Source organism: Dietzia sp. Cai40 (assembly GCF_014145165.1).
GTDB classification, from domain to species: Bacteria; Actinomycetota; Actinomycetes; order Mycobacteriales; family Mycobacteriaceae; genus Dietzia; species Dietzia natronolimnaea.
Map to the genome: position 1 here is coordinate 1 of NZ_JAALEB010000435.1, position 21736 is coordinate 21736.

At 71.1% G+C, this 21736-nt stretch carries 22 protein-coding genes; all 22 read left to right on the forward strand.

The window, feature by feature from the left end; all coding sequences use genetic code 11:
- On the forward strand, window positions 1-227 hold a 227-nt coding region (locus G6022_RS15060), incomplete at its 5' end, for a helix-turn-helix domain-containing protein (protein WP_182691897.1).
- A gap of 38 nt (window positions 228-265) precedes the next feature.
- The gene (gene aroC / locus G6022_RS15065; protein WP_182638542.1) at window positions 266-1468 is read left to right on the forward strand and encodes a chorismate synthase; all 1203 of its coding nucleotides are present in this window, start codon (window positions 266-268) and stop codon (window positions 1466-1468) included.
- Window positions 1465-2016 carry a shikimate kinase gene (locus G6022_RS15070; protein ID WP_182638543.1) on the forward strand — a complete coding sequence of 184 codons (552 nt, stop codon included), beginning with the start codon at window positions 1465-1467 and terminating at the stop codon, window positions 2014-2016. The genes aroC and G6022_RS15070 overlap by 4 nt, the downstream gene beginning before the upstream one ends.
- Window positions 2017-2072: 56 nt before the next feature.
- Window positions 2073-3200 (forward strand): 3-dehydroquinate synthase, encoded by a 1128-nt coding sequence (aroB, locus tag G6022_RS15075; RefSeq protein WP_182610778.1) that lies wholly within the window; start codon window positions 2073-2075, stop codon window positions 3198-3200.
- A complete protein-coding gene (locus tag G6022_RS15080) occupies window positions 3197-4297 on the forward strand; it encodes a M24 family metallopeptidase (RefSeq protein ID WP_182638544.1) in 1101 nt (366 codons plus the stop codon). Before aroB ends, G6022_RS15080 begins: the two co-directional genes overlap by 4 nt.
- A 74-nt stretch (window positions 4298-4371) precedes the next feature.
- Window positions 4372-4935, forward strand: coding sequence for an elongation factor P (gene efp / locus G6022_RS15085; RefSeq protein ID WP_182610780.1), 564 nt, complete (start codon window positions 4372-4374; stop codon window positions 4933-4935).
- A gap of 2 nt (window positions 4936-4937) precedes the next feature.
- The gene (gene nusB / locus G6022_RS15090) at window positions 4938-5483 is read left to right on the forward strand and encodes a transcription antitermination factor NusB (protein ID WP_182610781.1); all 546 of its coding nucleotides are present in this window, start codon (window positions 4938-4940) and stop codon (window positions 5481-5483) included.
- A 68-nt stretch (window positions 5484-5551) separates the two neighbouring features.
- Window positions 5552-6136, forward strand: a complete 585-nt coding sequence (pyrR, locus tag G6022_RS15095) for a bifunctional pyr operon transcriptional regulator/uracil phosphoribosyltransferase PyrR (protein WP_179525354.1) — start codon at window positions 5552-5554, stop codon at window positions 6134-6136.
- Window positions 6133-7074 carry an aspartate carbamoyltransferase catalytic subunit gene (locus G6022_RS15100; protein ID WP_182610782.1) on the forward strand — a complete coding sequence of 314 codons (942 nt, stop codon included), beginning with the start codon at window positions 6133-6135 and terminating at the stop codon, window positions 7072-7074. Before pyrR ends, G6022_RS15100 begins: the two co-directional genes overlap by 4 nt.
- The gene (locus tag G6022_RS15105) at window positions 7071-8387 is read left to right on the forward strand and encodes a dihydroorotase (RefSeq protein WP_182657710.1); all 1317 of its coding nucleotides are present in this window, start codon (window positions 7071-7073) and stop codon (window positions 8385-8387) included. The genes G6022_RS15100 and G6022_RS15105 overlap by 4 nt, the downstream gene beginning before the upstream one ends.
- A complete protein-coding gene (locus G6022_RS15110; protein ID WP_182609398.1) occupies window positions 8384-8932 on the forward strand; it encodes a hypothetical protein in 549 nt (182 codons plus the stop codon). The genes G6022_RS15105 and G6022_RS15110 overlap by 4 nt, the downstream gene beginning before the upstream one ends.
- Window positions 8929-10152, forward strand: a complete 1224-nt coding sequence (gene carA, locus G6022_RS15115) for a glutamine-hydrolyzing carbamoyl-phosphate synthase small subunit (protein ID WP_182638955.1) — start codon at window positions 8929-8931, stop codon at window positions 10150-10152. Before G6022_RS15110 ends, carA begins: the two co-directional genes overlap by 4 nt.
- Window positions 10152-13514 carry a carbamoyl-phosphate synthase large subunit gene (gene carB, locus G6022_RS15120; RefSeq protein WP_182638956.1) on the forward strand — a complete coding sequence of 1121 codons (3363 nt, stop codon included), beginning with the start codon at window positions 10152-10154 and terminating at the stop codon, window positions 13512-13514. The genes carA and carB overlap by 1 nt, the downstream gene beginning before the upstream one ends.
- The gene (gene pyrF / locus G6022_RS15125) at window positions 13511-14362 is read left to right on the forward strand and encodes an orotidine-5'-phosphate decarboxylase (RefSeq protein WP_182638959.1); all 852 of its coding nucleotides are present in this window, start codon (window positions 13511-13513) and stop codon (window positions 14360-14362) included. The genes carB and pyrF overlap by 4 nt, the downstream gene beginning before the upstream one ends.
- Before the next feature lie 440 nt (window positions 14363-14802).
- Window positions 14803-15126 (forward strand): integration host factor, actinobacterial type, encoded by a 324-nt coding sequence (mihF, locus tag G6022_RS15130; RefSeq protein WP_007631925.1) that lies wholly within the window; start codon window positions 14803-14805, stop codon window positions 15124-15126.
- A gap of 7 nt (window positions 15127-15133) precedes the next feature.
- A complete protein-coding gene (gene gmk / locus G6022_RS15135) occupies window positions 15134-15739 on the forward strand; it encodes a guanylate kinase (RefSeq protein ID WP_179525347.1) in 606 nt (201 codons plus the stop codon).
- A gap of 72 nt (window positions 15740-15811) precedes the next feature.
- Window positions 15812-16096, forward strand: a complete 285-nt coding sequence (rpoZ, locus tag G6022_RS15140) for a DNA-directed RNA polymerase subunit omega (protein WP_107747549.1) — start codon at window positions 15812-15814, stop codon at window positions 16094-16096.
- A complete protein-coding gene (gene coaBC, locus G6022_RS15145) occupies window positions 16093-17373 on the forward strand; it encodes a bifunctional phosphopantothenoylcysteine decarboxylase/phosphopantothenate--cysteine ligase CoaBC (protein ID WP_182691899.1) in 1281 nt (426 codons plus the stop codon). Before rpoZ ends, coaBC begins: the two co-directional genes overlap by 4 nt.
- A 58-nt stretch (window positions 17374-17431) precedes the next feature.
- Window positions 17432-18643, forward strand: a complete 1212-nt coding sequence (gene metK / locus G6022_RS15150; RefSeq protein ID WP_182611193.1) for a methionine adenosyltransferase — start codon at window positions 17432-17434, stop codon at window positions 18641-18643.
- Window positions 18644-18686: 43 nt separating this feature from the next.
- Window positions 18687-20732, forward strand: coding sequence for a primosomal protein N' (locus tag G6022_RS15155; RefSeq protein ID WP_179525344.1), 2046 nt, complete (start codon window positions 18687-18689; stop codon window positions 20730-20732).
- 81 nt (window positions 20733-20813) lie between these two features.
- Entirely contained in the window at window positions 20814-21368 is a 555-nt protein-coding gene (gene def / locus G6022_RS15160; protein WP_179525343.1) for a peptide deformylase, read from the forward strand.
- A gap of 2 nt (window positions 21369-21370) precedes the next feature.
- Window positions 21371-21736: methionyl-tRNA formyltransferase (locus G6022_RS15165; protein WP_347238190.1), on the forward strand; the 366-nt coding region annotated here is incomplete at its 3' end.

A 21736-nucleotide genomic window follows, 5' to 3' on the forward strand; every position in this document is an offset into this window, starting at 1 on the left:
TGGCGGACGAGGGCACCTCGTACCAGCGCCTGCTGGGCGACGTCCGGGTCGAGTTGGCGGAGCGGATGCTGGCCACCGGTCTGCTCTCGGTCGAGGACGTCGCGATCCGCCTGGGATACGCCGAGGCGTCGAGCTTCATCCACGCGTTCCGGCGCCTCACCGGCACCACGCCACACCAGGCCTCCGTCGCCTCCCGGACCCGGACCTCGGCGGCGCCGCGGGCCTGATGTGCCGGGTGAGACCCGGACGTGGGATGATCGGCGGCGTGCTGAAGTGGACCACCGCCGGAGAATCGCATGGCCAGGCCCTAGTGACGATCGTCGAGGGCGTCATCGCGGGGGTCGAGGTGACGAGCGAGCAGATCGCCTCGCAGCTCTCCCGCCGCCGCCTGGGCTACGGCCGCGGCGCCCGGATGAAGTTCGAGGCCGACGCGGTGAGGGTGCTCGCGGGCGTCCGGCACGGTCGCACCATGGGCTCGCCCATCGCGATCGAGGTCGGTAACACCGAGTGGCCCAAGTGGGAACAGATCATGTCGGCGGATCCCGTCGAGCCCGACGCGATCGAGGACAAGGCCCGCGCGGCCGTGCTCACCCGACCGCGCCCGGGCCACGCCGACTTCGCCGGCATGTTGAAGTACGACTTCGACGACGCCCGGATGGTCCTGGAGCGCGCGAGCGCCCGCGAGACCGCGGCCAGGGTCGCCGCCGGGACGGTCGCCCGCGCGCTGCTGCGTGAGGTCCTGGGTGTCGAGGTCCTCTCGCACGTGATCTCGATCGGCGCCTCCGAGCCCTACACCGGACCCGAGCCCACGTTCGCCGACCTGCCGGCCATCGACGACAGTCCCGTGCGCGCGTTCGACGCGGCGAGCGGGGACCTGATGATCGCCGAGATCGAGGCCGCCAAGAAGGCCGGCGACACGCTCGGAGGCGTGGTCGAGGTGGTTGTCCACGGTCTGCCCATCGGACTCGGTTCGCACGTGTCCGGCGAGGAGCGCCTCGACGCCCAACTGGCGGGGGCCCTCATGGGTATCCAGGCGATCAAGGGGGTCGAGGTCGGCGACGGTTTCGAGACCGCCCGTCGACGGGGAAGCGTGGCACACGACGAGATGGTGCGCGGAGCGGACGGTGTGGGACGCCGGAGCAACCGTGCGGGTGGACTCGAAGGGGGGATGACCAACGGTCAGCCGCTCCGGGTCCGCGCCGCCATGAAGCCCATCTCCACCGTCCCCCGCGCGCTGAGCACGGTCGACATGGCCGACGGGTCGGGCGCCACCGCGATCCACCAGCGCTCCGACGTGTGCGCGGTCCCCGCTGCCGGAGTGGTCGCGGAATCGATGGTCGCGCTGGTCCTGGCACGGTCCGTCCTGCAGAAGTTCGGCGGGGACTCGGTGTCGGAGACCCGACGCAACGCGCAGGGCTACCTCGACGCCGTGGCGGCGAGACTGGACTGGGACTCGGATCCGGCATGAGCGATCCGGCACGGCCGGTCGCCGTCCTGGTGGGTCCGCCGGGTGCCGGCAAGACGACGATCGGACGCAAGCTCGCCCGGAGGCTCGACGTGCCGTTCCGTGACGCCGATCAGATGATCGAGGAGTCCGAGGGGCGGTCGATCCCCGAGATCTTCGCGGACGACGGTGAGCCCGCGTTCCGCGCGATCGAGGAGAAGGTCGTGGGGGAGGCGCTCGCGTCCTTCGACGGTGTCCTGTCGCTGGGGGGCGGGGCGGTGCTCTCGGCCACCACCCGCGCACGGCTCCGTGGTCACCGCGTGATCCATCTGACGATCGGGGTGGCCGAGGGTGTTCGTCGGTCGCGCGGTCCGGGCCGTCCTCTCCTCGCGGGCGGGGACGCGACGGCGCGCTACCAGGCGTTGCTGACCGAGCGGTCACCGCTGTACCGCGAGGTGGCGTGGTCGACGGTGAGCACGGAACGCCGGAATTCGGGCAAGGTGGTGACGGAGATCGTCGACAGGCTCGAGTCCGGTGACCCGCACGCCCGGGGCACAGGGGACCGATCGTGAGTCGGGCGAGAGACGGGTACGAGCGTGAGTAGTCGAGCGATGAGCGGGAGTCCATCATGAACCGAGACCGGAACGACACCGACCCCGTGGTGGTGGAGGTGCGGTCCGCCGATCCGTACCCGGTGGTGATCGGCCGTGGACTGCTGCCGGAGATCCTCAAGGCGTGTTCGACGTCGCGCAACCTGGCGATCTTCCACCAGCCTCCGTTGACCCAGACCGCCGAGGCCCTGCGCGAGCAGCTCGCCGAGGCCGGCGTCAACGCGCACCGCGTGGAGATCCCCGACGCCGAGGCCGGCAAGGATCTGGCAGTGGCGGGGTACTGCTGGGACGTCCTCGGCAAGATCGGGTTGGGCCGCAAGGACACCGTGGTGAGCCTGGGCGGCGGGGCGGCGACGGACCTCGCCGGCTTCGTGGCCGCCACCTGGATGCGCGGGGTCCGCGTGATCCACATCCCCACCACGCTGCTCGCGATGGTGGACGCCGCCGTCGGTGGTAAGACCGGGATCAACACCGACGCGGGCAAGAACCTGGTGGGCAGCTTCCACGAGCCGGCCGCCGTCTTCGTCGACACCGCGACACTCGAGTCGGTTCCGCGCAACGAGCTGATCTCCGGGATGGCGGAGGTGGTCAAGTGCGGCTTCATCGCCGACCCCGCGATCCTCGATCTCATCGAGGCCGACCCGCAGGCGGCGCTCGACCCGACCGGGGAGACGATCGTCGAGCTCATCCGCCGGAGCATCCAGGTCAAGGCCGACGTGGTGGGCCGGGACCTCAGGGAGTCCGGTCCCCGGGAGAACCTCAACTACGGACACACCCTCGGCCACGCGGTCGAGCGGCGTGAGCAGTACCGCTGGCGGCACGGGGCGGCCGTGAGCGTGGGGATGTGCTTCGTGGCCGAGCTGGCCCGCCTGGCCGGTCGTCTGGACGACGCGACGGCCGACCGTCACGCGTCGATCCTGTCCTCTCTCGGCCTACCCACCGGATACCACGACGACGCGTTCCCGCGGTTGCTCGAGCTGATGGCGGGGGACAAGAAGAACCACTCCGGCTTCCTCCGGTTGGTGGTCCTCGACGGACTGGCCCGGCCGGCGCGCATGGAGGCCCCCGACCCGTCCCTGATGACGGCGGCCTACGCCGCGATCTCCGAGGGGAACAAGCCCAGCGGCGGCGGGGTCCTGCTGTGAACGACCGCCTGGCGGCCCGTCGACTTGCGGTCGCCTCCGCGGCCGCCGAGGCGGGAGCCGGTGCGCTCCTGGTCACCGACCCACGGAACATCGCCTACCTCACCGGGTTCCGCGGATCCGGTGGGGCCGTCCTCGTGGAGGACGACGGCGAGGCGGTCCTGTGCACGGACTCGCGGTACGAGCTCCAGGTTGTCGAGCAGGCCCCTGATGTCGGGCACGTGATCTCGCGGGACTACGTCGCCGGGGTGCTCGGACGTCGCCGGGGTCCCGCGGACGCCCCGCTCGCGGTGGAGGCGGACGACCTGACCCTGTCCGCGGCGTCCGCCCTGCGCGGTGTTCTCGAGAAGATCGGGGCCGCCGGGACACAGGTCGTCGAGACCAGCGGGCTCGTGGAGCAGGTCAGGCGGGCGAAGGACCCGGTCGAGATCGGACTCATCGAGCGTGCCTGCCGGGTCGTGGACGAGTCATGGAACCATCTCCTGGCCCACGGCCTGCTCGCCGTGAACCGCAGCGAGCGGGAGGTCGCCGCGGATCTCGAACACGCGATGCGACGGGCCGGCTCCGACGGGGTGGCGTTCGACACCATTGTCGCCTCGGGCCCCAACGGTGCGCACCCGCACCATGTCCCGGGGGACAGGCTGCTCGCCGCCGGTGATCTCGTCGTGGTGGACTTCGGAGCGACGGTGTCGGGATACGCGTCCGACTGCACCCGCACCGTCGCCCTGGGCGGCGCTGCCGACCGACTCCTCGACGCCTACGAGGTCGTCAGACGCGCCCAGCTCGCCGGGGTGGCGGCGGTCCGGGCGGGACTGGCCTGCTCGGAGCTCGACGCGGTGAGTCGGGGCATCATCGCCGACGCCGGGTTCGACGGGTACTTCGGCCACTCGCTGGGACACGGGGTGGGGTTGGACGTCCATGAAGCGCCCGCGGTGTCGAGCAGGTCCGCGAGTACACTGTCCGACGGCGATGTGATCACCATCGAGCCGGGGATCTACCTCCCCGGCCTCGGAGGGATCCGAATCGAGGACACCGTGGCCGTCACCGGCGGGGGCGGTAGGTCCCTGACCACCACGTCGACGGCGCTCAGCGTGCTCTGAGCAGCCGTCCCACAGAACATGCGCGCGGCGCCGGTCCCCGGCCGCCCGCCGACGACTCGCGAAGGAGAACGACCATGGCGTCCACCGCCGACTTCAAGAACGGCCTTGTCCTCAAGGAGGAGGGCAACCTGTGGCAGATCCAGGAGTTCCAGCACGTCAAGCCGGGTAAGGGTCCCGCCTTCGTCCGCACCAAGATCAAGAACGTGGTCTCCGGCAAGATCGTCGACAAGACCTACAACGCCGGGGTCAAGGTGGAGACCGCCACGGTGGACCGCCGCGACATGACCTTCCTCTACCGCGACGGTGAGGACTATGTCCTCATGGACGAGAAGGACTTCGAGCAGATCAACGTCTCGCCCACCGTGATGGGGGACGGTGCCCGGTTCCTCCTCGAGAACACCAGCGTCCAGGTGTCGATGCACGAGGGCGTGGCGCTCTTCGCCGAGATGCCCGTCGCCGTCGACCTGGTGGTCCAGCACACCGACCCGGGCCTGCAGGGGGACCGGTCGACCGGCGGCACCAAGCCCGCCACCCTCGAGACCGGCGCCGAGGTCCACGTGCCGCTGTTCATCAACACGGGCGACAAGCTGCGGATCGACACCCGCGACGGCCGTTACCTCAGCCGGGTGAACGCCTGACCATGGCGGATGACGCAGAACACCGGCGCCGGGGATCGAGGTTCCGGGCCCGCAAGCGCGCGGTGGCCCTGCTGTTCGAGGCGGAGCTCCGGGACGCCGACGTGGTGGCGCTCGCCGAGGAACGCCGCCGGATGGGCGAGCAGTCGCAGGAATTCCACGACGTCGCCTCGTACACCATGGACATCGTCACGGGCGTGGCGGAGCGGTTGGACCGTCTCGACACCATGATCGCCGAGCACCTGCGGGAATGGACGCTCGATCGCCTCCCGGCAGTGGACCGTGCGGTGCTGCGCGCCGGGGCGTGGGAGCTGTTGTTCGGCACCGAGGACGTGGACTCGGCCATCGTGATCGACCAGTCGGTGCTGCTGGTCGCCGACCTGTCCGCCGAGAAGTCGGTGCCCTACGTCAACGCCGTCCTCGACCGCATCGCCGGGCTCGCCGAGCACATCCGGGCGGCCGAGCGCGCGGTGTCCTCGCTGGACCCGGCGCCGGCCGTAGACGTGTCGGAGGCCACCCCCGACCCGTCGGAGACCGGAACCGAGGACTGATAGAGTTCGGTCCGAAAACTATCCCTTTAACGAGCCGTCCAGCGAGGCGGACAAGGAGGTGGTGATCGGTGAGCGCTGACGGTCCGGAGACGACCTCGGTTTCACTCTTCACGTCTGACGACGTCGCCAGGACGATATCCCGCCTGGCACACCAGATCATCGAACGCACGGCCGCGGACGCACCGGATTCGGGTCCGGTCGTCCTGCTCGGCATCCCCACCCGTGGTGTGCCGCTCGCGCACCGTCTGGCCGAGCGCATCAGGGAGTTCAGCGGAGCCGCCGTACACGCCGGTTCACTCGATGTGACCCTGTACCGCGACGACCTCGCCGGTGGCCCCCACCGCCCGATGAGCCCGACCACGGTCCCGGCCGAGGGCATCGACGGAGCGACCGTCATCCTGGTCGACGACGTCCTCTTCTCCGGGCGGACCATCCGGGCGGCATTCGACGCGCTGCGGGACCTCGGCAGGCCCGCCCGCGTCCAGCTCGCCGTCCTGGTCGACCGCGGGCACCGCGAACTCCCGATCCGCGCGGACTACGTCGGGAAGAACGTCCCCACCTCGCGCGAGGAGGGCGTCTCGGTGCGGCTCACGGAGACGGACGACGTCGACGCCGTGGTCCTCAGACGGCCGACACCGGAGGACGCCAGGTGAAGCATCTGCTCTCCGCCGCCGATCTGGACCGCGACGCGGCGCTGTCGATCCTGGACGAGGCCGGCCGTCTCAAGGAGACGCTCCTCGGGCGCGAGGTCCGCAAGCTGCCCACCCTCCGGGGCAAGACCGTCCTGACGGTGTTCTACGAGAACTCCACGCGCACGAGGGTCTCCTTCGAGACCGCCGGCAAGTGGATGAGTGCCGACGTCATCAACGTCTCCGCGAGCGCCTCCTCGGTGCAGAAGGGGGAGTCGCTGCGGGACACGGCCATGACACTGACCGCGGTCGGTGCGGACGCGCTCATCGTGCGTCATCCGGCTTCGGGGTCCGCCCTCCAGATCGCCGGCTGGGTCGCCCCCGGCGGCGTCGGGCCCTCGGTCATCAACGCCGGTGACGGCATGCACGAGCACCCGACCCAGGCGTTGCTGGACGCGATGACCATCCGCGAACGACTGGGGGGGATCGAGGGCCGCCGGGTGGTGATCGTCGGCGACATCCTGCACTCGCGGGTGGCCCGGTCGAACGCGCTGCTGCTGTCGACCCTCGGTGCCGAGGTCGTGTTGGTCGCGCCACCCACCCTGCTGCCGGTGGGGGTCGGGGACTGGCCGGTCCGGGCCTCGACCGACCTCGACGCCGAGCTGCCCGGCGCGGACGCGGTGATGATGCTGCGTGTCCAGGCCGAGCGGATGAACGGAGGGTTCTTCCCGTCCGCCCGCGAGTACGCGGTGCGGTACGGCCTGGGGCCCGCCCGTGCGTCCCGGTTGCCCGAGAACGCGATCGTCCTGCACCCCGGACCGATGGTCCGGGGGATGGAGATCGGGTTCGACACCGCCGACGCCCCGTCGTCAGCGATTCTCCAGCAGGTCACCAACGGCGTCCACGTACGCATGTCGGTCCTGCTCCACACCCTTGTCGGAACGGAAGGAAACCCCGAGTGAGCGCCCTCGAACCCCCGACCCTGCTGCTGCGCCGGGTCCGGCCCTACGGGGAGGGCGACCCCGTCGACGTGCTCGTCAGGGACGGGCTCGTCGCCGCGATCGGACCGGACGCCGGTGAGGATCTCCCTGACGACGTCGAGACCCACGACATGGCCGGCGCCGTCCTGCTCCCCGGGTTCGTCGACCTCCACACCCACCTGCGCGAGCCCGGACGGGAGGACACCGAGACGGTGGCCACCGGGTCGGCGGCGGCGGCGCGGGGCGGGTACACCGCGGTGTTCGCCATGGCCAACACCCAGCCTCCGCAGGACAACCAGACCGTCACCGACTCCGTGTGGCGGATCGGCCGGTCCGTGGGCCTGTGCGACATCCACCCGGTGGGAGCGGTCACCGTCGGACTCAAGGGGGAACAGCTCACCGAGATGGGTCAGATGGCCTCCGGCGAGGCCCGGGTCAGGGTCTTCTCCGACGACGGCATGTGCGTCTACGACCCGTTGGTGATGCGCCGCGCCCTCGAGTACTCGGCGGGACTCGGTGTGCTGATCGCACAGCACGCGGAGGAGCCACGCCTGACCAAGGGTGCGGTGGCGCACGAGGGGCCCACGGCCGCCCGCCTCGGACTCACCGGCTGGCCGCGCTCGGCGGAGGAGTCCATCGTGGCGCGCGACGCGATCCTGGCCCGGGACGCCGGCGCGCGGGTCCACATCTGCCACGCCTCCACCACGGGCACGGTCGAGCTGCTGAAGTGGGCGAAGGCGCAGGGGATCTCGATCACCGCGGAGGTCACCCCCCACCACCTGCTCCTCGACGACACGAGGCTCGAGACGTACGACGGGGTCTACCGGGTCAACCCGCCACTGCGCGAAGCCCACGACACCCTCGCCCTGCGTGACGCGCTCGTCTCGGGGGTGATCGACTGCGTCGCCACCGACCACGCCCCCCACGCCGCCCAGGAGAAGTGCTGCGAGTTCGCGGCCGCCCGCCCGGGCATGCTCGGGTTGGAGACGGCGTTGCCCATCGTGGCGGCCCTCCTGGTCGAGTCGGGGGAGATGAGCTGGCGCGATCTGGCCCGCGTCATGAGCACGCGGCCCGCCGAGATCGCCGGTCTCACCGACCAGGGGCGCCCGATCGAGGTCGGGGAGCCCGCCAACCTCGCCGTCGTCGATCCCGACTCCCCGTGGACCGTCGTCGGGGAGGAACTCGCAAGTCTGTCCGCCAACACCCCCTACCAGGGGATGACGTTCGCCGCCCGGGTCGTGGGCACCGTATACCGGGGCCGCATGACCAGCCGCGACGGAGAGGTACTCGCATGACACAGGACGTCTGGACCCTGGTGGGCGTGATCGTCGTCTTCCTCGGCCTGCTCGGGTTGATGGCATGGGGCTGGCGAAATCGCAGCCGATCCCAGGCCGGCCTCTTCGACACGCTGCCGGAGGTTCCCGCCGAGACCGGTGACGTGGTGCTGGGACCGCTGACCGGCGTGTACATCGGCAGCACCGTGGCGGGTGACTGGCAGGCGAGGATCGCCCGGGCACCGCTCGGCCACCGCTCGGCCGCCACCCTCACCGCGTTCACCGGTGGACTCCGGCTCGACCTCGCCGACGCCACGGTGTGGATCCCCCGCGCCGACCTGGTGGACGTGCGACGCGCCTCCGCCCTCGCCAACAAGACCGTGCCCGGCGGCGGGATCCTCGTCGCCCGATGGCAGGTCGACGGCCACGACGGCCCCACCCTGATCGACTCCGGCTTCCGGGCCGACGACAAGGACTCGTACCCCCGCTGGGAGGCCCTGCGCGGCGACGCCGCACCGCCCACCCGGCCGGACACCCCCCGCTCCACCACCGAGGAGAACAAGTGACACCGCACAACGGAACCACCGTCGCACCAGGGGGCCGCGCGCCCGCCGCCCTCGTCCTCGAGGACGGCCGCATCCACCGCGGCACGGCGTTCGGGGCGACCGGGACCACCCTCGGGGAGGCCGTCTTCACCACGGGGATGTCGGGGTACCAGGAGACCCTCACCGACCCGTCCTACCACCGGCAGATCGTCGTCAGCACCGCTCCGCAGATCGGCAACACCGGGTGGAACGACGAGGACGGTGAGTCGCTGCTCGACGGCCGGAACGGCGGCGGTCGGATCTGGGTGTCGGGTCTGGTGATCCGGGACCTGTCACGCCGCGCCTCCAACCACCGGTCCGAGCGCACGCTCGAGGACGAGATGCTCGCCCAGGGCATCGTGGGGATCGCCGGGGTGGACACCCGGGCGGTCGTCCGCCACATCCGGGATCTCGGGGCGATGAAGGCCGGCATCTTCTCGGGTGAGGACCTGGTGGACGACGAGTCGATGCTCGCGACCGTCCGGGCCCAGGAACCCATGGCCGGCGCGTCACTGGCCGAGGCCGTCTCGACCGACACCGCCTACGTCGTGGAGCCCGAGGGGCGGGCACGCCATTCCGTGGCGGCGCTCGACCTGGGCATCAAGACCAACACCCCCCGCATGCTCACCGCACGCGGCGTGCGGGTCCACGTGCTCCCGTCGGACGCGACCCTGCAGGACGTGCTCGACCTCGACGTGGACGGGGTGTTCCTGTCCAACGGCCCCGGGGACCCGGCCACCGCCGACGCCGCCGTGCACCTGACCAAAGAGGTCCTGAGCCAGGGGATCCCGTTCTTCGGGATCTGCTTCGGCAACCAGATCCTGGGCAGGGCGCTCGGGCTCGAGACCTACAAGATGAGGTTCGGCCACCGCGGGATCAACATCCCGGTGGTCGAGAAGGCGACCGGGAGGGTCGCCATCACCTCCCAGAACCACGGGTTCGCGCTCCGCGCCCCGGAGACCGAGACCTGGGAGACACCCTGGGGTACCGCCACCGTCACGCACGTGTGCGCGAACGACGGGACCGTCGAGGGGGTCGCCCTCACCGACGGTTCCGCCTTCTCCGTCCAGTACCACCCCGAGGCCGCGGCGGGTCCCCGTGACGCCGCCGACCTCTTCGACCGCTTCGTCAGCCTGCTCGACTCAGCAACCGGTGACGCCGCCGACAACGGTTCCGCAGACTCCAGAAAGGGCTCGAACTGATGCCCCGCCGCACAGACATCAACCACGTCCTCGTGATCGGTTCCGGCCCGATCGTCATCGGTCAGGCCTGTGAGTTCGACTACTCCGGCACCCAGGCGTGCCGGGTGCTCCGCGCCGAGGGACTGCGCGTGACGCTGGTCAACTCCAACCCGGCCACGATCATGACCGACCCCGAGTTCGCCGACAGCACCTACGTCGAGCCGATCACGCCCGAGTACATCGACAAGATCTTCGTCAAGGAGGCGGCGGACGGACACCCCGTCGACGCCGTCCTCGCCACGCTGGGCGGCCAGACGGCGCTCAACGCCGCCATGCAACTCGACGCGCAGGGGATCCTGACCAAGCACGGCGTGGAGCTGATCGGCGCCGACATCCCCGCGATCAACCGCGGTGAGGACCGTCAGACCTTCAAGGACATCGTCGCCAGCGTCGGCGGCGACTCGGCACGCAGCGCCGTCTGCCACACCATGGACGAGGTCCACGCGACCGTCTCCGAACTGGGTCTGCCCGTCGTGGTCCGGCCGTCGTTCACCATGGGCGGGCTCGGCTCCGGCCTGGCCTACACCACCGAGGACCTCGAGCGGATCGCCGGCGGCGGGTTGTCCGCCTCGCCCACCGCGAACGTCCTCATCGAGGAATCGATCCTCGGGTGGAAGGAGTATGAGCTGGAGCTCATGCGCGACAACAAGGACAACGTCGTGGTGGTGTGCTCGATCGAGAACGTCGACGCGCTGGGCGTCCACACCGGCGACTCGGTCACCGTCGCCCCGTCGATGACGCTGACGGACCGCGAGTACCAGGACATGCGCGACCTCGGCATCGCGATCATCCGCGAAGTCGGCGTGGACACGGGCGGTTGCAACATCCAGTTCGCCATCAACCCCGTCGACGGTCGCCTCGTGGTGATCGAGATGAACCCACGCGTCTCACGGTCCTCGGCGCTGGCGTCCAAGGCCACCGGGTTCCCCATCGCCAAGATCGCCGCCCGGCTCGCCATCGGCTACTCGCTCGACGAGATCACCAACGACATCACCGGCGAGACCCCGGCGTGCTTCGAACCGACCCTGGACTACGTGGTGGTCAAGGCCCCCCGCTTCGCGTTCGAGAAGTTCCCGGGTGCCGACGACACGCTCACCACCACCATGAAGTCGGTGGGCGAGGCGATGAGCCTGGGCCGCAACTATCGCGAGGCACTGGGCAAGGTGATGCGCTCGCTGGAGACCAAGGCGGCCGGCTTCTGGACCCTGCCCGACGAGACGATCGCGCCCGGACGGTCGACCGACGTCGACGCCGTCCTCGCGGACCTCGTGCGCCCGACCGAGGGCCGGATGTACGACGTCGAGTTGGCGCTCCGCCTCGGCGCGACCGTGGAACAGGTCCACGAGGCCTCGGGGATCGACCCGTGGTTCCTCGAGGAGGTCGCCGCGCTGGTCGAGCTCCGTCAGGAGATCGTCGACGCACCGGTGGTCGACGAGGCGCTGCTGCGCCGCGCGAAGCACAACGGCCTGTCCGACGCCCAGATCGCGGCTCTGCGGCCCGAGTTCGCGGGCGCCGAGGGCGTCCGGCGTCTGCGTCACCGGCTCGGCGTGCGGCCCGTCTACAAGACCGTCGACACCTGCGCCGCGGAGTTCGAGGCCAAGACCCCGTACCACTACTCGACCTACGAACTCGACCCCGCGGCCGAGTCCGAGGTCGCCGCCCAGACGGAGCGCGAGAAGGTCATCATCCTGGGCTCCGGACCCAACCGGATCGGGCAGGGCATCGAGTTCGACTACTCGTGCGTCCACGCCGCGCTCACGTTGTCCGAGGCCGGGTACGAGACCGTGATGGTCAACTGCAACCCGGAGACCGTCTCGACCGACTACGACACGGCGGACCGTCTGTACTTCGAGCCGCTGACGTTCGAGGACGTCATGGAGGTCTACCACGCCGAGTCCGGGTCGGGAACCGTCGCTGGAGTCCTCGTCCAGCTCGGCGGCCAGACCCCGCTCGGCCTGGCGGCACAGCTGGAGGAGGCCGGCGTCCCGATCGTGGGGACCAGCCCGTCGGCCATCGACCTCGCTGAGGACCGGCGCGAGTTCGGCGAGGTCCTGGTGAGGGCCGGTCTGCCCGCACCCGCGTTCGGGACGGCCATCAACGCCACGGAGGCCACGGAGATCGCGGCGCGCATCGGCTACCCCGTGCTCGTCCGACCCTCGTACGTGCTGGGCGGGCGGGGGATGGAGATCGTGTACGACGAGTCGTCGCTGCGGTCGTACATCGAGCGCGCCACCGAGATCAGCCCGGACCGCCCGGTCCTGGTCGACCGCTTCCTCGACGACGCGGTCGAGATCGACGTCGACGTGTTGTGCGACGGCACCGAGGTCTACCTGGGTGGCGTCATGGAGCACATCGAGGAGGCCGGCATCCACTCCGGGGACTCCGCGTGCGCCCTCCCGCCCATCACCCTGGGGCAGGACGACATCGACCGCGTCCGCCGCTCCAGTGAGGCACTGGCGTTCGGCATCGGCGTCAAGGGACTGATGAACGTCCAGTACGCGATCAAGGACGACGTCCTGTACGTGCTCGAGGCGAACCCCCGCGCCAGCCGCACCGTGCCGTTCGTCTCCAAGGCGACCGGCGTGCACCTCGCCAAGGCGTGTGCCCGCATCATGATGGGTGAGACGATCGCCGAGCTCAAGGCCGAGGGGCTCCTCCCGTCCGACCGGGACGGCGGTTCGCTCCCGGCGGACGCGCCGGTCGCCGTCAAGGAGGCGGTCCTCCCGTTCAACCGTTTCCGCACCCCCGAGGGCAACCCCGTCGACTCGCTGCTCAGCCCGGAGATGAAGTCGACCGGTGAGGTCATGGGCATCGGCCCCAACTTCGCCGTCGCCTTCGCCAAGGGCCAACTCGCGGCCGAGGGCGTCCTCCCGACGTCCGGGACCGTGTTCGTCTCGGTCGCGAACCGGGACAAGCGGTCCATGGTGTTCCCGGCACAGCGCCTCGCAGCGCTCGGGTTCACGGTCCTGGCCACCGAGGGCACCGCGCTCATGCTCCGGCGCTACGGGATCGCGTGCGAGACCGTGGCGAAGCTGACCGAGGCCGGGGGAGGGCCGGTCGATGAGCAGGGCGACCCGGTCCGGACGATCGTCGACCGGATCAACGCCGACGAGGTCGACCTGATCCTCAACATCGCCTCGTCCACCGGGGGGACCCGCGCCGACGGGCACGAGATCCGCTCGGCCGCTATCACCCGGAGGGTCCCGTGTATCACCACCGTCCAGGGCGCGACGGCGGCGGTGCACGGCATCGAGGCCATCCGGCGCGGTGACGTCACGGTGAGCCCCCTCCAGGAGTTGCACAGCGGGTTCGCCGCCCGATGACCGGGGGCGCACCCCGAGACCCGTTCGGTGCGCGGCTGCGGTCCGCCGTCTCCGCACGCGGGAACCTCTGCGTGGGGATCGATCCCCACCCGGCGCTCCTCGAGTCCTGGGGGCTGGGAGTGGACGCCGCCGGGGTCCGCGAGTTCGCCCGCCGGTCCCTGGAGGCGTTCGGGGATCTCGTGCCGGCGGTCAAGCCCCAGGTGGCGTTCTTCGAGGAGCACGGTTCCGCGGGCTTCGCGGTCCTCGAGGAGGTCCTGACGTCGATCGCCGAGTCGGGAGCGCTGTCGATCGCGGACGCCAAGCGAGGGGACATCGGATCCACCATGGCCGGGTACGCCCGGGCCTGGTTGGCCGCGGACTCACCACTGGCCTGCGACGCCCTGACCGTGTCCCCGTACCTGGGGGTGGGCTCGCTCGAGGCCGCCTTCGACACCGCATCGGCGAACAACCGCGGGCTGTTCGTGTTGGCCCGCACCTCCAACCCTGAGGCGGGGGGCCTGCAGGCTGCCACCGGACCCTCCGGAACGGTCGCGCAGTCGGTCGTGGACGAGGTGGGCCACCGGAACGCCGCATCGGGGCCCTGCACGCCGGGCCCGTTCGGTGTCGTCGTGGGCGCGACGGTCGCCGACCCGCCCCGACTGGACGGTCTCCGCGGCCCGGTCCTCATGCCGGGAGTGGGGGAGCAGGGGGGGACGCTCGCGGACGTCCGGAGGATCGCCGGGCCCGCGTTGGCCCACACCCTCGTCAACGTCTCCCGGCACGTCCTGCGGTCGGGCCCGGACGTCGGGGCGATGCGTGCGGTGGTCCGCGATCTGGCCCGTACCTACCGTTTCGTCGGGTCCGCCTGAGCGGTCCGGCACCCCGGCGGAGTGCTGGCGTCACACGGGACGGCTGGCGTCACAGGGGCCACGTCGCCGGGAGCAGACGCCGTGACCCGGTCGCCCCATTTAGGGCGGTTCGGTTCGCGGGAGCACGCGACCGGCGTTAGTCTTCTCCTCACCTCACACGTCAATCCGCAGTTCAGGCGGGGTGCCACGCCGGGCCCCGCGCGACGACGAGGCCATTCGGCCGCGTACTGTTGCTGAGGTCATCAGGCCCGACGCCGTGCCGGTCTCCCGCGAGGGGGGGCGGAATCGCCCGGGTACGGTGAGCACGAGGGAGCGCCCGCTCCCGGCACGAGCCGCAGCCCGCGGACGCGCCGGGGTCGGTCACCGCACACCACACGTGGATGTCCTACGGTGGACACCCGCGTGAGTCATGAGACACACACGAACGAGACGGAGGAATTGTGGCCCTTCCCCAGTTGACCGATGAGCAGCGTGCAGCTGCTCTGGAGAAGGCGGCTGCCGCCCGTCGCGCCCGGGCTGAGCTCAAGGAGCGCCTGAAGCGTGGTGGCACCGACCTCAAGCAGGTGCTCAAGGATGCCGAGAGCGACGAGATCCTCGGCAAGATGAAGGTCTCGGCGCTGCTCGAGGCCCTGCCCAAGGTCGGTAAGGTCAAGGCTCAGGAGATCATGACCGAGCTGGAGATCGCACCGACGCGTCGCCTGCGTGGTCTCGGAGACCGCCAGCGCCGCGCACTGCTCGAGCGGTTCGACTTCACGGTCGACTGATCGACGCATGAACACACCGTCATCCGGGGTCTCGTCCCCGGAAGCGACGGCGAAGAGGGGCCGGCTGATCGTCTTGGCCGGCCCCTCCGCCGTCGGCAAGTCAACCGTCGTGGCACGGCTGCGTGACCGCGTGCCGGACCTCTACTTCAGCGTCTCCATGACCACCCGGGACCCGCGTCCCGGGGAGGTCGACGGGCGCGACTACCACTTCGTCAGCACCGAGGAGTTCCGCGAGGCCGTCAACCAGGGGCGGATGCTCGAGTGGGCCGAGATCCACCGGGGCCTCCAGCTCTCGGGCACCCCGGCCGACCCGGTCCGCCGCGCCCTCGAGGAGGGCCGGCCGGTCCTCATCGAGGTCGACCTCGCCGGCGTCCGGCAGATCCGTGAGTCCATCCCCGAAGGACGTACCGTGTTCCTGTCCCCGCCGTCGTGGGAGGAACTCGAGCTCCGTCTCCGCGGCCGGGGTACCGAGCCGCACGAGGTCGTCACCCGCAGGCTCGAGACGGCGAAGGTCGAGATGGACGCCCGCGGGGAGTTCGACGAGGTCGTCGTCAACGACGAACTCGAGGTCGCGGTCGACGAGTTGGTATCATTGCTGGTCGGCCAAGACTGACGCCGAATCCGACGCGAGAGCACCACCCCAGGCCAGAGCACCACCCAGGCTGTACCCAGAGGAGAACCCATAGTGGCCACCATCGAAGCCGCAGCGGCAGCCCCGTTGTACGACACCCCGATCGGCATCACCAACCCCCCGATCGACGAGCTCCTCGAGCGGGCGTCCTCCAAGTACGCCCTGGTGATCTTCGCCGCCAAGCGCGCCCGGCAGATCAACTCGTACTACAACCAGATCGAGGAGGGCATCCTCGAGTACGTCGGTCCCCTGGTCGACCCCGGTCTGCATGAGAAGCCGCTGACGATCGCGCTGCGCGAGCTCCATTCCGACCTGCTCGACTGCGCCGAGGGAGAGTGACCCACTCCGGGGGCGACGTGCGGCGCACGCGCGTCGTCGTCGGGGTCGGCGGCGGAATCGCCGCCTATAAGGCCTGTGGCCTGATCAGGCTCCTCACGGAGTCCGGGTGCCACGTCGACGTGGTCCCCACCGAGGCGGCCCTGCGGTTCGTCGGGTCCGCCACCTTCGAGGCACTGTCGGGGAACCCGGTCTCCACCGGGGTGTTCTCGGACGTGCCGTCGGTCCGCCACGTCGCCATCGGGCAGCGGGCGGACCTCGTCGTGGTCGCCCCCGCGACGGCCGATCTGCTCGCGCGGGTCGCCTCCGGGCGCGCGGACGACCTGCTCACCTCCACTCTTCTGACCGCGCGGTGCCCCGTGCTGCTCGCGCCGGCGATGCACACCGAGATGTGGGAGCACCCGGCGACGAGGCGCAACGTCGACACCCTCCGGGGCGACGGCGTGCACGTCATGCCGCCCGCATCCGGGAGACTCACCGGGGCCGACACCGGCGCCGGCCGCCTGCCCGAGCCGGCCGATATCGCGCGCCTCGCGAGACTGCTGCTCGACGGCGGCGGCCTCCCGTGGGACCTGGCCGGCAAGCGGGTCGTGGTGACGTCCGGTGGTACCCGCGAGGAGATCGATCCGGTGCGGTTCCTCGGCAACCGCAGTTCCGGGAAGCAGGGGCACGCGATCGCCGCCGTCGCGGCGGCGAGGGGAGCGAGGGTCACGCTCGTCACCTCCTCCGACCTGCCGGTGCCGGCGGCCGTGGAGGCGATCCACATCGACTCCGCTCGCGAGCTACGCGACGCCACCTTCGCCGCCGCGGCCGAGGCGGACGTGGTCATCAAGGCCGCGGCGGTGGCCGACTTCCGCCCGACGGACGTGTCGTCCTCCAAGCTCAAGAAGGGCACCGGATCCGAACCGGCCGAGATCCGGTTGGAACGCAATCCGGACATCCTCGCCGAGCTCGTCGCGGGCCGCGGGTCCGGGGACGTCCCCGCGGACTGCGTCCTGGTCGGGTTCGCCGCCGAGACCGGCGACTCCTCTGGATCGGTCCTCGACCACGGCCGGGCGAAGCTCGCCCGGAAGGGGTGCGACCTCCTCGTCGTCAACGAGGTCGGTCGCGGCACCACTTTCGGGCAGGACGTCAACGGCGGGTGGATCCTGGACTCCGCGGGCGGGGAGACGCCGGTGGACAGGGCGAGCAAAGATCTCCTGGCCAGCCGGATCCTCGACGCCGTGGTGTCCCGGGCCGCGGCCCCATCCGCGCGAACCACCACGGACCGCACCGACTAGTCTGTCCCCACGCGATCGACCGATCACACGCATCCGGCACCAGGAAGAGAGAACCACTGTGACGCAGGCACGTCGGCTGTTCACCAGCGAGTCCGTGACCGAGGGGCATCCGGACAAGATCTGTGACGCGATCTCGGACGCCATCCTGGACGCGATGCTGACGCAGGACCCCGAAGCCCGTGTCGCCGTGGAGACCATGGTGACCACCGGGATGGTGCACGTGGCCGGCGAGGTCAAGACGAGCGGCTACGTGGAGATCCCGCAGCTCATCCGCGAGAAGATCGTGGAGATCGGATACGACTCCTCCGACAAGGGTTTCGACGGCGTCTCCTGTGGTGTGTCGATCTCGATCGGGCAGCAGTCCCCCGAGATCGCCCAGGGCGTGGACACGTCGCACGAGGCACGGACCTCCGCCGACCCGGTCGAGGACGCGATCGCCCGACAGGGCGCCGGCGACCAGGGCCTGATGTTCGGTTACGCGTGCTCGGACACCCCTGAGCTCATGCCGCTGCCCATCGCTCTGGCACACCGCCTGTCACGCCGGCTGACCGAGGTCCGCAAGGACGGCACGTTGGCCTACCTGCGCCCGGACGGCAAGACCCAGGTGACCATCGAGTACGACGGCGACCGCGCGGTACGCCTGGACACGATCGTCATCTCGACGCAGCACGCACCCGAGATCGATCTGGAGACGACGCTGCGCGACGACCTCACCGAGCACGTCATCGGGCCGGTCCTCGCCGAGGCCGCGGCCGGTATCGAGACCGGCGAGTTCCGCCTCCTGGTCAACCCGACCGGACGGTTCGTGCTCGGCGGCCCGATGGGCGACGCCGGCCTGACCGGACGCAAGATCATCGTCGACACCTACGGCGGCATGGCCCGCCACGGTGGCGGCGCGTTCTCCGGAAAGGACCCGTCCAAGGTCGACCGCTCCGCGGCGTACGCCATGCGGTGGGTCGCCAAGAACATCGTCGCCGCCGGCCTGGCCGAGCGGGTCGAGGTCCAGGTCGCCTACGCCATCGGCAAGGCCGCCCCGGTCGGGCTGTTCGTCGAGGCGTTCGGGACCGAGAAGGTCGACATCGCGGCCCTACAGGAGGCCGTCACCGAGGTGTTCGACCTGCGTCCCGGCGCGATCATCCGCGACCTGGACCTCAAGCGTCCGATCTACGCCGGGACGGCCGCCTACGGTCACTTCGGCCGGACCGATCTGGACCTCCCCTGGGAGAGGACCGACCGCGTCGACGAACTCAAGCGGGCCGTGGGGCACTGACGACCGTCCCGGTTGTCGGAGCGGGGTGCGAGAATCCGAGACCGTGACCACGACGCGCCCAGCGGCCCGGGTCGCGGCGGCCACGGCCCCCGTGGCCCGGGTCCTGCCCCTGCTCGGGGTTCCGCATCTGGACCGGGAATTCGACTACCTGGTCCCGGAGTCCCTGGCCGACCAGGCGGTACCCGGTACCCGCGTCCGCGTGCGGTTCGCCGGCCGCCTCGTCGACGGGTACCTCGTGGAGCGCTCGGACGAGACGGATCACCGCGGGGAGCTCGCGTGGCTCGAGCGCGTCGTCTCGCCGGAGCCCGTGCTCACACCGCAGTTGCTCCGGCTGGTCGACCTGGTCGCGCGACGGTGGGTGGGCATGCGCTCGGACGTCCTGCGACTGGCGATCCCCCCGCGGCACGCCGCGGCCGAGAAATCGGTGCCGGACCGCGAACCACCGCTGGGTGTGACGGAGGGCCCGGTCGAGATCCCGGTCGGCTGGTCCGACCACCCGATGGTGACGCGGTTCCTCGACGCGGCGACCGGGGGGGTCCCGGCCCGGGCCGTCTGGACCGTGCCGCCCGGACGGGACTGGGCGCGCGCACTCGCCGCCCTGGCGGACTCGGTCAGGCGGAGGGGCCTGCAGGTGTTGCTGATCGTCCCGGACCAGCGGGACGTCGACCGGTTGACCGCGGAGTGTCGGCAGATCGTGGGCGGGGGAGCCACGGGGCGGGACCTGGTGGTCGACCTGTCCGCGGGGATCGGCCCCTCGGCTCGGTACCGACGGTGGCTGCGGGCGGTCCGCGGGCACGCCCGGATCGTGGTGGGGACCCGCAGCGCCGTGTTCGCACCGCTCCCGGAGCCGGGTCTGATCGTGCTGCACGACGACGGCGACGACTCGTTCGTGGAGCCCCGCGCCCCCTATCCGCACACCAGGGAGGTCGCCGCACAGCGGTCCGTGCTGGACGGCACCCCGTTGCTGCTGAGCTCGGTGGATCGGACCCCGGAGGTGGCCGAGTACGTGCGGTCGGGGTGGGCACACGAGATCCGGCCCGAACCCGGGCTCGTCCGGGCGCTCGCCCCGCGCGTCGTCGCGTTCTCCGACGCGGATCCGACCCAGGCCCGTGATGTGGCCGGCGGGCGCACCCGGTTGCCCGCGGTGGCGGTGACGATGGCCCGGGAGGCCGTCGACGTGGACGCCCCGGTGCTCGTCCAGGTCCCGAGGAAGGGGTACATCCCGACCCTGCTGTGCGGGTCGTGTAGGACACCGGCCCGGTGTCGCCGGTGCAACGGTCCGCTCCGCGCGGGGCGGATGGATGCGGTGTACGGCCCCGTGGATCTCGCCTGCGGCTGGTGCGGAGCCCCGGAGCCGGGTTTCCGGTGCGTGGCCTGCGGGTCGCGGGCCCTGCGCGCGGGTGTCGTGGGCGCGGGCCGGACGGCCGAGGAGCTCGGCCGGATGTTCCCCGGGGTCAGGGTGCGGACGAGCGGGGGCGGGGAGATCCTCGACACCGTTCCCGCCGCCCCCGCCATCATCGTGTCCACTCCCGGGGCCGAACCGGTCGCCGAGGGTGGATACGGAGCGGCGCTGCTCCTGGACTCGTGGGCCCTGCTGGGACGCCCGGATCTCCGAGCGGTACAGAACGCCCTTCGGCACTGGGTGGGCGCCGCCTGCCTGGTCCGCCCGGCCGCCGACGGGGGCCGTGTGTTCCTGTCGGCGGATTCCGGGTCCCCGGTCGCGCAGGCCCTGGTGCGGTGGGACCCCCAGGGGTGGGCCGAACGCGAACTCGCGGACCGCGCCGAGGTGGGGTTCCCGCCCGCCGTCCACATGATGGCGGTGGACGGCCCGGCCTCCGCGCTGGCCGAGATCCTCGACGAGCTCCGGATCCCGGACGAGGTGGAGGTGCTCGGGCCCGTCGACCTCCCCCCGGGGGAGGAGTTGCCCGGACACGACGGCGTGGAGGACCCCGAGCGGGTGTTGCTCCGCGTCCCGCCACCGCTGCTCGGAGCGGTCTCCACCGAACTACGGGCGGTCGTGGTGGCGCGGTCGGGACGGCGGAACGCCGACCCCGTCCGGGTCCGGCTCGACCCGGTACACATCGGCTGACCGGCCCGTGCGGTGGGTTGCCCGGAGACCACCTAGAATGGGCGTTTCCCGTATCCCCGTCCGCGAGGAGTTCAGATACGCATGGCCGTCCATCCCGTCCGGCTCTTCGGTGATCCCGTCCTGAGGACCCCGACCGATCCCGTCACCTCGTTCGACGACAGGTTGGCGCGCATCGTGGCCGACCTCATGGACACGGTCCGCCACGAGGACGGAGCCGGGTTGGCCGCTCCCCAGATCGGCGTGTCCACCCGGGTGTTCGTCTACACCTGTGGAGGCCGCGAGGGCCACCTCGTCAACCCGGAGTGGGAACCGATCGGGGACGAGAGGACTCACGTCAACGAGGGGTGCCTGTCGATCCCCGGGGTCTCCGAACCCACCGAACGCTACGCGCGTGTCGTGGCGCGCGGCGTCGACGTGCACGGAGAGCCGGTGCGTCTCGAGGCCGAGGGGATCCTCGCGCGCGCCGTGCAGCACGAGACCGACCACCTCGACGGGATCCTGTTCCTCCAGCGCCTCACCCCGGACCGGCGGCGCTCGGCGATGGCCGGGATACGGTCGTCCGGATGGTTCGGTAGCGACGCCATCAGCGCCGGGGTCGTCTACGACCGACTCGCCGACGCGATGGCGGTGAGGTGACGGTGCGACTCGTCTTCGCCGGCACACCGCAGGCGGCCGTCCCCTCGCTCGAGGCCCTGCTGACCTCAGGCCGACACGACGTGGTGGCGGTGGTCTCCCGTCCCGATGCCCGGACCGGTCGCGGCCGGAGCCTGTCCCGCAGTCCCGTGGCCGCGGCTGCCGACGCCGCGGGGATCGAGGTCCTCACGCCGCCGAACGCCCGCGACCCGCAGTTCGCCGAGCGCCTCCGTGACCTCGCACCCGACGCGGTGCCGGTGGTGGCCTACGGGCACCTGGTGCCGCGACCCGTCCTGGACATCCCCGCACACGGCTGGGTGAACCTCCACTTCTCGCTGCTGCCGGCGTGGCGGGGTGCCGCACCGGTCAAC

What these genes read in the sequence shown, in the direction of transcription:
- G6022_RS15070 (WP_182638543.1), top strand. Translation starts at nt 1,465, where the DNA reads ATGAGCGATCCGGCACGGCCGGTCGCCGTCCTGGTGGGTCCGCCGGGT.
- aroB (WP_182610778.1), top strand. Translation starts at nt 2,073, where the DNA reads ATGAACCGAGACCGGAACGACACCGACCCCGTGGTGGTGGAGGTGCGG.
- efp (WP_182610780.1), top strand. Translation starts at nt 4,372, where the DNA reads ATGGCGTCCACCGCCGACTTCAAGAACGGCCTTGTCCTCAAGGAGGAG.
- nusB (WP_182610781.1), top strand. Translation starts at nt 4,938, where the DNA reads ATGGCGGATGACGCAGAACACCGGCGCCGGGGATCGAGGTTCCGGGCC.
- G6022_RS15110 (WP_182609398.1), top strand. Translation starts at nt 8,384, where the DNA reads ATGACACAGGACGTCTGGACCCTGGTGGGCGTGATCGTCGTCTTCCTC.
- carB (WP_182638956.1), top strand. Translation starts at nt 10,152, where the DNA reads ATGCCCCGCCGCACAGACATCAACCACGTCCTCGTGATCGGTTCCGGC.
- pyrF (WP_182638959.1), top strand. Translation starts at nt 13,511, where the DNA reads ATGACCGGGGGCGCACCCCGAGACCCGTTCGGTGCGCGGCTGCGGTCC.
- gmk (WP_179525347.1), top strand. Translation starts at nt 15,134, where the DNA reads ATGAACACACCGTCATCCGGGGTCTCGTCCCCGGAAGCGACGGCGAAG.
- def (WP_179525343.1), top strand. Translation starts at nt 20,814, where the DNA reads ATGGCCGTCCATCCCGTCCGGCTCTTCGGTGATCCCGTCCTGAGGACC.